The sequence below is a fragment of the Streptomyces longhuiensis genome (assembly GCF_020616555.1).
In the GTDB taxonomy this organism is placed as follows: Bacteria; Actinomycetota; Actinomycetes; order Streptomycetales; family Streptomycetaceae; genus Streptomyces; species Streptomyces longhuiensis.
Genome location: NZ_CP085173.1, coordinates 148,947 through 161,066 on the forward strand (window position 1 = coordinate 148,947; position 12,120 = coordinate 161,066).

The window sequence follows — 12,120 nt, forward strand, 5'->3', positions numbered from 1 at the left end:
AGCCGGACAGCCCCGCGCCAGCCCGCCGGGACCACGTACGGCCGAAAGACACGGCAAGCGGAGGCCATCATGCCGATCAGTCACAGCGTCGACGGCGACACCCTGCACGTGACCCTGCACCACAGCCTCGACGTGACCACCCGGGCCGCAGCCGCCGCAGCGATCGAAGCCCTCGTCCACACCCACACCCCCCGCCACGTCACCGTCCAGGTCCCCGCCGGAGAACCCACTCCCGCAACGCTCAGCGTCATCGTCCGCGCCCACCGCATGTGCAAGAACCTCGACATCCCCCTCAGCCTGACCGGAGCCACCACCGCCACCCAACGCCTGTTCACCACGAACACCGCCGGGTCTGTGTAGCGATCGGTGGAACTCGGGCGGATTGAATTAGCCGCGGCCGACGGTGAGTCGGCCGTCGAATGTGATGTCGAAGGCCTGGAGAGCGGCCTTCCAGCGCATGGTCCAGCGTTTGCGCCCGGTGCCGGTGGGATCCAGGCTCATCACAGCCAGGTAGACGCACTTCAGGGCGGCCTGTTCCGTGGGGAAGTGTCCTCGGGCCCGGACGGCCTTGCGGATGCAGGCGTTGATCGACTCGATCGCGTTGGTCGTGCACACGATCTTTCGGATCTCCACGTCGAACTGCAGGAACGGCACGAACTCGGCCCAGGACGACTCCCAGAGCCGCACGATGGCCGGGTACTTGTGCCCCCAGGCTTCGGTGAACTCCATGAACCGCTCCAGAGCGGCGTCCTCGGTGGGCGCGGTGTAGACGGGCCGCAGTGCCTTGGCGAGCTTCTCCCAGTCCTGGCGGCCCGCGTAACGGAACGACGCCCGCAGCAGGTGAACTACGCAGGTCTGCACGATCGTTTGCGGCCAGACCGTGTTCACCGCGTCGGGCAGGCCGGTCAGCCCGTCGCAGACGAGCATCAGGACATCGGACGTGCCACGGTTCTTGATCTCGGTGAGGACCTGCAGCCACTACTTGGCCCCCTCACCACCGTCGCCGACCCACAGGCCCAGGATGTCGCGGTGCCCATCGGCGGTGACGGCCACGGCCATGTAGACCGGATGGTTGGCGACCTGACCATCCCTGACCTTCACGTTCACGCAATCCACAAACCCACCGGGTAGACCGGATCCAGCGGGCGGTTCTGCCACTCGACCATTCCGGCCAGCACGCTGTCGGTAATCGTTGAGATCGTCGACTTGGACACCTCGGTGCCTTACACCTCGGCCAGATGCGCGGAGATCTCACCATGGGTGAGCCCCTTCGCGGACAGCGACAGCACCATCTCATCGACCCCGCCAAGCCGCTTCTGCCGCTTCTTGACCAACTGCGGCTCGAAGCTCCCCGCCCGGTCCCGGGGCACCTCGATCTCGACCGGCCCAATCTCGGTCGTCACTGTCTTCGCGCGCCGGCCGTTGCGGTAGTTCTCCCGGCCGCCCTCGGCCCGCTCGCCCGGCTCGTGGCCCAGGTGGGCGGTCAGTTCGCCTTCGAGCGCGGACTCCAGCACCCGCTTGGTCAGCTGCTGCAGCAGCCCTACCTCGCCGGTCAGGCTCACCCCGCCGGCCCGGGCCCGCTCCATCAGCTCGCTCAGCAGAGCCTCATCCACGGCCCCGGAAGCATCCGTGGTTGCCTTGCCGGCCTCGACGCCACTCGTCGCGTCAGTCATCAACTGTCGCTCTCTACAAGGGAGTTACACCACTCACCGTACAGACCCTCTCTTGGTCCGCCGCCCCGGACTTCTCAAGCAAGACCGTGCGGGCGGCCATGCGGCCGCTGGGGCGGGGCGCCCTGTGAGTTCCCTGAGTCAACCTCTATGCCGCCAAAGCCGCCTCGGGATCGGGGTTGATCTTGTTGTTGGCTCGGTGTGTGTCGGAGTCGTAGCAGGTTCCGTCGCGCCAGCAGGCCCACATCACGCGCAGCCAGGCACGGGCGAGGATGCGGGCGGCGTGGGGATGGCGCTTGCGGTCCGCTCGCGCGTCGTTGTAGATCTTCGCGGCCCAGTCGCTGGCGTGCCGGCTGTTGTCGGCGTATCCCACGATGGCCAGACGGGCACGGCGGTTGGCCGCGTGGCGGAAGCTCACCACGTGGGACTTGCCCGACGCCCGGGTCACGGGAACAACGCCGGTGTCGGCGATGAACTGCTCGCTGGTGCGGGAGCGTTCCAGGATCGGTCCGATCTCGCCGATGATCTGCCCGAGGTTGATCGTGCCGATCCGGGGCATCGTCGCGAGGAGCGGCGCGTAGGGGTGCGAGGCGACGGCGTCGGCGATGGCCGCATCCAGCACCCGGATCGTCGCCCTGATGCTCCTGACCAGCTGGACCTGGACCCGAACGAGCTGCTCGATCACGCTCTCGCCGAGCCGGGACGCAGGCTGAGGAGCGGAGCGAACGCGTTCGATCAGGACACTGCCGGGCTTGCCGGTGTAGCTGTGGCGCTTGCACCAGGCTTCCAGCGGTCCGGCGGTGAGCGCCCCAGCGCGGCCGCATCGCGTGGAAGGCGTTCGGGTGCACCGGCACGACCGGGTGACCGGCCTGGAGCAGCCGGTCCACGACCAGGCCGCGGGTGGTCTCGCTGGCCACCGGCAGGTCCGCCGGGCTGCCGTACTTCGCGAGCTTGGCCAGCGTTCTGACGATGCCTTCCTCGGTGTGCGCGAACTCCCAATGGGCCACCCGGACACCGGTGTTGTCCATGACCGTCACGTCGTGGGTCTCGGTCGCCCAGTCCCATCCGATGTACACGAAAGAAGTACTCCTGTGTCGTGCGCGGAGCACCTGCCCGGTGGTGAGGACGTCTGCCGGGAGCTCATTTATCGGCCCTCTGCGGGGCGTGTCCCTGATGCCGATCAGACGGCCTCGGCCCAGCGGGGCTGGCACAACCCACAGTGGCCATCGAATGGCTCGCGCCACAAGCCATGCACCCGCCGGGACCGAGAGGTCACAACCCTACCGAAGAGGGCTGCAGAAGGGATGGTCCTCTAATGAGCGCCTGAGGCTCGGCTCACGAACCTCCGCACCGACACCCTGCGCGGCCCTCAGACGCCCTCTTCGGCATCGCGAGTAGACCAAATGGCGCATGGTCAGGTCGTCGAGCCGTCGTGGCCGAGGCTCCACAGGCCCTACCCCCGGGAGCCGAGCACAGGACAGGACCCCGCCAGGCGACTACGGGCCGGGCAGGGTCCTGCGTGCGCGGGGGTGACGGACTGGCCGTTCTCAGAGCTCTTCGTCGCGCATCTCGTCCTCGCGGCGCTCGCGGCTCGTCTCCTCCTCGCGGCGCCGCTTGAGCTCCTCGGGACTCTTCCCACGTGCGCCCTGGCCGGAGCCAGGGTGGGCGGTGTCCTGGTCGCCTCGGTGCATGCGCTGCTGCTCCTCGCGGCCCTTGCCCGGCTTCTGGCGTTTGTCCTGCATACCGCCCATGACGGCGACTCCTATGCGAGCGATGCGTAGCTGGAGATTTCTCCAGCCACGCTGTCACGGCAGATGACATCACGCATCATTTGCGACACGGAGTGTGGTGGTCGGGTGATGCCAAGGCGAGGGAGGTCGGTTCGGCGTGCGGCTGTCGATTCCTCCTCCGACGATGGGCGGTGTACCCATCCGCTGCCGCCGTCAGGAGCCCCGCCCATGCTGGAGCGCACGCTGAAGAAGGACCGCACCGAGGTCACCTTCGTCCTTCCCGCCGACACGCCGCCCGGCCCGGTCAGCGTGGTCGGCGACTTCAACGACTGGCAACCCGGCGTCCACCCCCTCAAGCCACGCAAGGACGGAAAACGCGCTGTCACCGTCGCGCTGCCCAATGAGAGCGTCCACTCGTTCCGCTATCTGGCCGCCGGGGACTACTGGTTCAACGACGAAAGCACCGGTGACCTGGACGGCCCCAACAACCGCCTCCACACCTGATCCGCACGCAGGCGCGACCGGACCCGGACGGCGCCGTTGATGCGGCAGGCACGCGCACAGCGCTCTCCGCCCCCGATCCGGGGCCGTGCGACGGCCCTGCCGACGCGCTCTGAACCGCAGAGGGCCCACGCAAACTTCGTAGCTGATCGCCGAATCCACCTGCGGCCACTGCCCCCGTACCGGCTCGGAGGTCGACGTTCCCACTACCCACTCCCCGTATCGGCTGCCGTCCACGAGGATGGACCAGACAGTCTGCGGAGTCACCTTGACCCGGCGATGCCGTACCGCCACGCTGCACCTCCAGCGAGTTCGGCCCCCAGTTCACAACCAAGTGCCCAGATCAATGCGGATGAACCGGGAAAAGCCAAGCATTCATAGCGGATCGATCGCTGCTTTGTGCCAGCAGCCGGGATTGCCGTCTGGGGTCGGATCGCGTGCAGGGTCGCTTCCTGTGGGACAGCGGCTGCGGCGAAGCTCGAAATCGACGTGGCCGAGTGCGGCCGTGGGTCCGTCTGCAGGCTTGCTACGGAAGCGCGGGTGGAGCGTTCTGCGACTGGTCTCCGCCGCCTCCATCCGGGGGCGACGACTAGGGATCAGGAGTGAACTGCGGGAGGGCCCGCACGCTCTGGGGCAGGGCTTCGTAGTCCCGGACGAGGCGTCGGTGCTGCATGAGCCAGCCGAAGGTTCTTTCGATCACCCAGCGTTTCGGCTGGGGTTGGAATCCTTTGGCGGTGGGCCGTTTTACGACCTCGACGTCGATTCCCCTGGCGGCTCCGTGTTGGAAGACGCTGTTCTGGTATCCACCGTCGGCCCAGACCTTCGTCACGCTGGGATGCGAGGCGGCGAGCTCATCGAGCAGGCGTTTTCCGCCGGTGGAGTCGTGTACCGAGGCGGCGGTGACGATGACTGCGAGAACCAGGCCGAGTGTGTCCGTGGCCACGTGCCGCTTGCGGCCTTTGATCTTTTTGCCGGCGTCGATGCCCGGGCTGGCCTCAGCGACGTTTGCGGAGGTCTTCACGCTCTGAGCATCGATCACGGCAGCTGACGGAGGCGAGGGCCGGCCGTGCGTGCGGCGGGCCCTGTCTCGCAGCAGGTCCTGGACTTGCTGGGTGGTGCCGTCCGTTTCCCACTTCGCGTAATAGTCGTAGACGGTCTTGTACGGCGGGAAGTCGTGCGGCAGATACTCCCACGGGATACCCGTGCGGTTGACGTAGAGAATCGCGTTCACGATCTCCCGCAGATCATGTACCCGTGCCGCGGTTCCCGGGCCGGTCCGGGCGGCCCGCCAGGCCGCGAACGCGGGCTCGATTAACGCCCAGCGGGCATCAGAGAGGTCACTGCGATAGGCGCGTCGAGAACTCACGAGATACGCAACGATCCACCGTCACCTCGGTCACAGCGAACACCCCAAACCGTCTGCAAACTAGATCAGTTGCCCTCTAAGGATCGAGCCTCGCCCAGGGCACAGGGAACCACCCATCGGCACAAGAGTTCTCAACGACGTCAGGGAATCTCAGCTACGTCAAGGCAGTGCACCTCAAACCCTTCACCACTTCAGGCCATTGACGCACGCACCGTCAGATGTGCAGGTCACCGACCAGGCAACTGACATCAAGCTCAATCTCATACACGGACAGGGAGCCGCGCCCACGAAGGAGCAGCCAGTGTCATGCACCCGAGGAAAGGTGAGCACCCACACCGGCTGGCTCGCCGGCGATGCCGAACGCGTCCTTGCCCAGCTGGTCGAATCCGACTGGCTGGGCCTGCCGGTCACCGTCGCCGACGCGATGGCTTCCCGGCCCGAAGACCCCACCGCGTCCATCGTCCCTCCGCTGCTGCCTGAGCAGCCGCGCCCGTTCACCTTCGGCAAGAACAACCGCTCGAGGATCTCCGGCTGGGCGTAGAAGACCGCGGGGGGATCGGAAGATCCGCAAGAAGAAGCTGGGCACCGCCACCCGGCTCATGGCCCTGTGGCTTTATCGACGACTCACGACAGCAGTTGTTCACGGCTGCGGGAGGCACCTGCCGCGCCGGAATATCGATGTCGACGAGAACGAGAGGCAGCAGGCCGCCACGACCCCGGCATCGGGGACCAACGGAACAGCCAGTAACACCAAGCCGGTTTCCGCAGGTCGCAGCACCCTGGCCGCGACTGTGAGAGGGATTCTGCGAGAACCGGCCCGGGCAAACGTGCTTGGCGCAGGCCAGCATGAACGCCTCTCACAACCGGTCATTTATGCGAGGGACTGGGCGTGTCTGCCCCGCCGCCGAGGTGGAACCGGTGTGAGATCGCATGTGGGCAGTGCCCGCGGTCAGGCTGGGACATTCGCATGAGCGGAGGCAAGGATGCCGGGTGACTCGTTCGGGCTGGCCGAGGTGCTCGCCGCTGCGGAGGACGCGGCGCCGGGGGCGTCCCTCGCTGTGGTGGCGCGCAATCTACGCGACCGGTTCGACGCGCGGGCGGTGTCGTTCCTGTTCGTCGGCGTCGCTGGCCGGCAGATGGTGCGGGTCGACGAGGGGATCGCCTCGCGGGCCGGCCTCGACGCCGATCAGATCCAGCTGGCCGGCAGCGTCTACGAACAGGTGCTGCGCACCCAGGAGCTGGTGCAGGCCCCCGACGCCGGGCACGGAATGCGGGTGTTCGCCCCGGTGACCAACCGCGGTGACACCATCGGCGTCCTGGAGATGTCCCTGCCGCACGTCAGCCAGGAGATCCTGGACGAGGTTGGCGAGGCCGCGCACGCGCTGGCGTACATCATCGTCACAGACCGCCGCTTCACCGACCTCTACCGGTGGGGTCAGCGCGCTACCCCTCTCAGCCTGGCCGCCGAGATCCAGCGCCAGCTCCTGCCTGACGCGCCCTCCTGTGAAGCCGCACAGTTCGTGCTCGCCGCGTGCCTGGTTCCGGCCGACGACGCCGCCGGGGACACCTACGACTACGCCCTCGGCCACGACACCCTGCATCTTTCCGTCACCGATGCCATGGGCCACGACGTCGACGCCGCACTCATGGCCACCCTCCTGGTCAATGCCTCGCGCGGCGCTCGTCGCGATGGCGCCAGCCTGACCGAGCAGGCCCGCCGGATCCACCAGGCTCTCCTCGACCACGGCCGCGGCACCATGGCCACCGGCCAGCTCCTGCGCATCGCCCTGGACGGGACCGGCGCACAGGTCGTCAACGCCGGACACCCCTGGCCGCTGCTCCTGCGCGACGGCGCGGTGAACGAGGTGTGCCTGGACGTCGACCTGCTCTTCGGCGCCCCCGGCCCCACCCCGTACCAGGTACAGTTCCTCGACCTGCGCCCCGGCGACCGGCTCCTGCTCCACAGCGACGGCATGCAGGAACGACAAGCCGAGTCCGTCGACCTGCCCGGCCTTATGCGCGAGACCGCCTCCGAACATCCTCGCGAGGTCGTGCGCGTCCTGGCAGCAGCGGTTACCGACGCCTGCGGCGGCCACCTGCCCGACGACGCCACGGTGCTGTGCCTCGACTGGCACGGCCCCCACCACGACGTCCGCCACACCCACGCCGGAACCGGCCGATAAGCACTTCCCCGTGCCTATCCGGAGACCGCCGTCGGGAAGAGGTCATTCCTCTCTACCGTCCGCGTCGCCATCGCCGCCGCGGCCGGGCCGCGCAGCGGGCGCAGGCCGTCTCGGATGTGCCGGCGCCCTCAGCCGTCTTCCTCTTCGTCCTCGATGGCATCGGGGTCGCGGAAGGGCTGCAGGCCCTGGCCGGGTCCGCTGGCCTTGACCGGTCGGCATCGCCCGGCGCGGTTGTGAGAGCCGTTCATGCTGGCCAGCGCCAAGCACGTTTGCCCGGTTCTCGCAGAATCCCTCTCACAACCGCCGAGTTCTGCGAAGCCGTTCTGAACTGCACTGCCCCTCCGCGCGGGCGCCTCGGTGCGCGAGCGGTACTGCTCTGGGCGAAGTGGCACCGGGTGTGCGGGCGTCAGGTGGCGGTGGGCCAGGTCCGTAGCAACGCGGCGATCTTCCCGGCGGTGCAGGCAGGGTCGAGGAGCAGGTCCTTGAGGGCGATGGCGTCCTCGCGGGCTGGCTTGACGGGAATTCCGGCGGCTTCAAGGTACATGACGCCGGTAGCGGCGGCGACGGCCAGATTGGAGCGCTCCAGCCAGCGGCACCGGCCCAGGCTGTGGACCAGGGCGGCGGCTTTGGCGTACGGGCCGTCATAGACGGGCTGCTCGAACAGCTCGGCCCGGTGACGGGCCACTGCCGAAACAGGAACGCCATAGTCGTCGGGGGCCGGGTCGTCCGCTCCGGCAGCCTCGGCGACCTGCAGGATCCACGGAACATCGATGTGCAGATCCATCAGGCCGCGCGCGCTCCGCGAACTGTCTCCTGGGCCTCTTCGGCGTCGTCAAAAACCGCTTGATGCTCGTTCAGGAAGCGGGCGGCCGCATCCACCGCACGGGCGCGCAGGCCGCTGACATCGTCCTGAACCAGCCTGGCGAGGTAGTCCCCCATACTCAGGCCCAGGTCGGAGGCACGCCTCTTCGCAAGTTCCGCGACGTCCTCATCCACACGCGCGCCCAGCTGTGTCTTCGCCATATCCGCTTGGTAACAGCTGTTACCACGCTGTGGCTGTGACGCCTCAGCCGCTGAGGTGGTCGACAAACGCTCTGCCCCGGCCTTGCACCCGGCACTGACAACCGGGTCCCCTCCGCCGCCCGGCACCACCGGATCCGGCCGATGAGCGTCGGCTCGCGGCGCAGACAGCCGGGACGCGGGCGGCCTGTTTGACGGTGAAGTGCGCCATCTGCAGGACTGGGCGAACCGGTACGCGCACTCGGGGAAGGCCATGCGCGAGCAGTCCCCCTCACACAGCTTCACACCGTGCAGATGTGAGTGGTGCGGGACGACGCCGATGCCAAACACCCCGGCTCCGAAGACGAGTTGCCGTCCGTGGACTGGTCGATGGCCTCCGGCATGGACAGCACAAAGACGCGCACGCTGTTCAGGCCCCGGTCCGGCGCAGCCACTCCTCTTCCTCGCCTGGTTCAGGCAGCACGTGCCCGCCCTCGACAGCGGACCGTGCAGGGCCGTCCTGCAGTACCACCATGGTCTGGCTCTCGTCGACGCCGGAGATCCGGGCGATCGCTGAGGACAGCTCCAGGGCCAGTCGGGTCGCCTCCTTCTGCGGGTGGCCTCGCCGCACCCATCCACTGAGGATCAGCGTCTTCGCCGGCTGCCCGCCTGCGAAGACGCTGTCCGTAGGCAGCTCGGAGAACACCACATTGACGTAGGCCGGTGGCAAGTGGTTGATGTCCACGTGAATCCGGGTGATCTCGGCTGCCAGCAGGGCCTTCACCTCGCTGGTCAGCGACCCCTGGGTGGTAGTGCACGTGTAGATGGGCATCATGTCTCCTCAACTGCCTGGTGTTCACGGCTGGCAGGCGGCCGGGCCCTGAACAGACAGTGATCGTTGACGCGCTTCGAGCCAGGTTTTGGCGTCGTAACGGGCAGGAGATTCGTTTCGATCGGGTCAGCGAGCCGTTGTCGGTCCCGTTCGGACCGGAAGGATCCTCTGATCTGCACCGTTGCTTGGGCTTTTGGCCCTCTGGGGGTTGAGCTGGTCGTGTAGTTCGCTGGGGGATCCGTCAAAAGCCTTTGCGCACACCCCCGTCGATCGACAGCATCACGCCCGTCAGGTACGACGCGGCCGGCGAGAGCAGGAAGGCGGCGCTGCGACCGAACTCGTCCGGCGCGCCGTAACGGCGCAGGGGGACGTCGGCGGTGGCGCGCTCGCGGGCGGCGTCAGCGTCGCCGGTCCGTGCGTTGAGTTCGTGTACGCGGTCGGTTTCGATGTGGGCGGGCACGAGGCCGACGACGCGGATGCCCCTCGGGCCCAGCTCGTTCGCGAGGTTCTTGGCATATCCGGCCAGGCCCGGCCGCAGGGCGTTGGAGATCGCAAGGTCGGGGATCGGCTCATACACGGAGCTGGAGAGGACGAAGCCGATGGCACCTCCCGCGCCCAGCTCCGCCGCCACCGCGCGGGACAGCCGCACCGCGCCGAGGAAGACCGACTCGAAGGCGGTGCGCCACTGGTCGTCGTCGATGGTGTCCGACGTGCCTGCCGGGGGTCCGCCGACGCTGATGAGCACCCCGTCGAGCCGCTTGAAGGCATCATGTGCCGCGGCGACCAGCCGGTCTGGAGTGTCGCTCTCGGCGTTGTCGGCCACAACGCCGACCGCCTGCCCCGGGCCGCCGAGCTCCGCCTGTGCGGCGGCGACTGACTTCTCACTGCGGCCGCTGACGACCACCCGCGCACCGTCCGCCACCAACTCGCGCGCCGCGGCCATGCCTAGCCCCCGGGTGCCGCCGGTGACTATGTACACCCGGTCCTTCAGTCCGAAGTCCATGATTGCTGTCCCCTCTCCGCTCTTCTGTCTTCGACCGTGCAAGCCGCGCGGCCTACAACATCGCCTTCTGGGGCTGTGTGGCGACCACGATGACGGTGGTGGTGCCGGCGGTCAGGGCCGACTTGAACTCCCGCTCCAGGTCCTCGGTGGTCTCCACGTCGACGGCGCGGCATCCGAAGCCGCGGGCGACGGAGGCGATGTCGAGCCCCGGCAGGTCCAGCCCCGGTACGCCCGGGGTCTCCTCGAGTACCGCGAAGGACTTGAGGATGGAGTACTCCTGGTTGCGCATGACCACATACACGATCGGGAGGTTGTGCTGGGCCGCCGTGTAGATGGCCTGCACGGAGTACTGGAAGGAACCGTCGCCGATCAGGCCGACCACCGGCCGTTCGACGCCCCGCTCCCGGTCGCCCAGCGCGACCCCCACCGCGGCCGGGGTGCCCCATCCGATGCCCCCGCTTGCCGTGGCGAAGAACGATCCGCTCCTGACCGTCGGGAGCCACTCGATCTGCTGGGCCATCGTGGAGGTCGATTCGTTGACGATGGCCGCGTCGGGCGGCCTGACCCTGCTCAGTGTGGCGTAGACCTCCGGTGGGGTGAGCGGGCTGTTCGGCGTCTGGGGCAGCTCACGGGGCCGCGGCATCGGTTCTGGAGCGGTCCGCGCCGGTCCCTCTGTGATCATGTCCAGGAGCAGCTTGATGGCCGTTTTGGGGTCGCCCAGGAGGCTGTCGCCCACGCGGGCCGCCGCGGCGACTGCCGGGTTGCCAGTGATCTGCAGGAGTTCGGTGCCGTCGGGGAGGTAGTTGCCGGGGACGTAGGGGTAGTAGCGGAACACCTCCGCGCCGATCACGACCACCAGGTCGTGACCGGTCAGCCGGTCGCTGATGGTCTTGACCGACATGCCGAGCGGGCCGCCGAAGAGGGGGTGGTCCTCGGGGAAGGAGGCGCGGTCCAGCAGTGGGGCGCCGTAGACGGCGGCGCGCAGCTTCTCCGCCAGGGCGACGGCCGCGTCCCAGCCGCCGGCGCGGTCGACCTCCGGTCCGAAGACCAGTGCGGGGCGACGGCTGGCAGAGATGCGGTCGGCGAAGGCGCGCAGGCGCGCGATGTCGGGGGCGACACGGTCGCTCACCGTCCGCACTCTCGGGAAGCCGGCCAGGGGCCGCTTCCAGTCGTCCATGGGAATCGAGAGGTAGACCGGTCCCGTCGGCGGCTGCAGCGCCTGTGCGTAGGCCCGCATGAAAGCTTCGGGGACGTCTTCGGCGCGGGCCGGTTCGTAGGACCACTTCACCCATGGTTTGGGCAGCGTGGTGGCCTCGCGGTTGCCGAGGTACGGGTCCCCGATGACCAGTTCCCGGTGCTGCTGGCCGGAGGTGATGATCAGGGGCGTGCTCCCGTGGTAGGCCGCCACCAGGTTGCCCATCGCGTTTCCCATCCCGGCCGAGGAGTGCAGGTTGACCAGCGCGGGGCGGCCGGTGACCTGGGCGAAGGTGTCGGCCATCGCGATGACGGACGCCTCCTGCAGCGCCAGGACGTAGGTGAAGTCCTCGGGGAATTCCTGCAGGAACGGCTGCTCGGTGGAGCCGGGGTTACCGAAGACCGTAGTGAGGTTCAGGGTCCGCAGCAGGTCATAGGTCACGCTGCGGACGGTGGACTTCTCAGACATGGTTACAACCGACTTTCTAGCTGGGGAGGCCGGACGCCGTCTTCGGCGTCGTGATGCCTTCTTCGGCGTTGTGGGGAGACCAGACCAGGCGCGGACAATCTGATCCTGCCGGGCAGGGGTCTGCTCGTCGCGACGCGTGGTCCATTCGGTGACGGCCCGACCCGACGCGTCTG

12 protein-coding genes and 2 pseudogenes are annotated in these 12,120 nt (G+C 68.1%); 4 read left to right on the plus strand and 10 right to left on the minus strand.

All coding sequences use genetic code 11. The annotated features are described in order from the left end of the window. Positions 1-69: 69 nt before the first annotated feature. Complete coding sequence (locus LGI35_RS00750; RefSeq protein WP_227291649.1) at positions 70-360, plus strand: hypothetical protein; 291 nt, start codon at positions 70-72, stop codon at positions 358-360. A gap of 27 nt (positions 361-387) precedes the next feature. Here LGI35_RS00750 and LGI35_RS00755 read toward each other — a convergent pair. The 4 genes and pseudogenes from LGI35_RS00755 to LGI35_RS00770 all read right to left on the minus strand — a co-directional run bounded on the left by LGI35_RS00755 (position 388) and on the right by LGI35_RS00770 (position 3,421). After that, positions 388-1,673 (minus strand): annotated as a pseudogene (locus LGI35_RS00755) (IS256 family transposase). Positions 1,674-1,818: 145 nt separating this feature from the next. Continuing rightward, on the minus strand, positions 1,819-2,355 hold the full coding sequence (locus LGI35_RS00760; RefSeq protein WP_227291650.1) for a transposase: 537 nt from the start codon (positions 2,353-2,355) through the stop codon (positions 1,819-1,821). Between the two features lie 145 nt (positions 2,356-2,500). Further along, positions 2,501-2,914 (minus strand): annotated as a pseudogene (locus tag LGI35_RS46785) (IS110 family transposase); the annotation flags it as partial. Positions 2,915-3,217: 303 nt separating this feature from the next. Then, positions 3,218-3,421: a hypothetical protein gene (locus LGI35_RS00770; RefSeq protein ID WP_227291651.1), complete on the minus strand. Its 204-nt coding sequence runs from the start codon at positions 3,419-3,421 to the stop codon at positions 3,218-3,220. 207 nt (positions 3,422-3,628) lie between these two features. Between LGI35_RS00770 and LGI35_RS00775 the strand changes: the two genes are divergently transcribed. Further along, positions 3,629-3,904, plus strand: coding sequence for an isoamylase early set domain-containing protein (locus LGI35_RS00775; RefSeq protein WP_227291652.1), 276 nt, complete (start codon positions 3,629-3,631; stop codon positions 3,902-3,904). Positions 3,905-4,490: 586 nt separating this feature from the next. Here the strand turns inward: LGI35_RS00775 and LGI35_RS00785 are convergent. Further along, positions 4,491-5,267 (minus strand): IS5 family transposase, encoded by a 777-nt coding sequence (locus tag LGI35_RS00785; protein ID WP_227291653.1) that lies wholly within the window; start codon positions 5,265-5,267, stop codon positions 4,491-4,493. A 322-nt stretch (positions 5,268-5,589) separates the two neighbouring features. On the opposite strand from LGI35_RS00785, the gene LGI35_RS00790 reads away from it, so the two are divergent. Together LGI35_RS00790 and LGI35_RS00795 are read left to right on the plus strand one after the other, a co-directional pair. Then, positions 5,590-5,808 (plus strand): hypothetical protein, encoded by a 219-nt coding sequence (locus LGI35_RS00790; protein ID WP_227291654.1) that lies wholly within the window; start codon positions 5,590-5,592, stop codon positions 5,806-5,808. A 442-nt stretch (positions 5,809-6,250) separates the two neighbouring features. Further along, positions 6,251-7,450 (plus strand): PP2C family protein-serine/threonine phosphatase, encoded by a 1,200-nt coding sequence (locus LGI35_RS00795; protein WP_227291655.1) that lies wholly within the window; start codon positions 6,251-6,253, stop codon positions 7,448-7,450. A gap of 406 nt (positions 7,451-7,856) precedes the next feature. Here the strand turns inward: LGI35_RS00795 and LGI35_RS00800 are convergent, their stop codons facing one another. The 5 genes from LGI35_RS00800 to mdlC form a co-directional block, all read right to left on the minus strand. Then, entirely contained in the window at positions 7,857-8,234 is a 378-nt protein-coding gene (locus tag LGI35_RS00800; protein ID WP_227291656.1) for a fic family toxin-antitoxin system, toxin component, read from the minus strand. After that, positions 8,234-8,473, minus strand: a complete 240-nt coding sequence (locus tag LGI35_RS00805; RefSeq protein ID WP_227291657.1) for a hypothetical protein — start codon at positions 8,471-8,473, stop codon at positions 8,234-8,236. The genes LGI35_RS00800 and LGI35_RS00805 overlap by 1 nt, the downstream gene beginning before the upstream one ends. A 406-nt stretch (positions 8,474-8,879) precedes the next feature. Next, on the minus strand, positions 8,880-9,281 hold the full coding sequence (locus LGI35_RS00810) for a tautomerase family protein (RefSeq protein WP_227291658.1): 402 nt from the start codon (positions 9,279-9,281) through the stop codon (positions 8,880-8,882). Positions 9,282-9,522: 241 nt separating this feature from the next. Next, positions 9,523-10,284, minus strand: a complete 762-nt coding sequence (locus LGI35_RS00815; RefSeq protein ID WP_227291659.1) for an SDR family oxidoreductase — start codon at positions 10,282-10,284, stop codon at positions 9,523-9,525. 52 nt (positions 10,285-10,336) lie between these two features. Then, the gene (gene mdlC, locus LGI35_RS00820) at positions 10,337-11,947 is read right to left on the minus strand and encodes a benzoylformate decarboxylase (RefSeq protein WP_227300161.1); all 1,611 of its coding nucleotides are present in this window, start codon (positions 11,945-11,947) and stop codon (positions 10,337-10,339) included. Between the last annotated feature and the right edge of the window lie 173 nt (positions 11,948-12,120).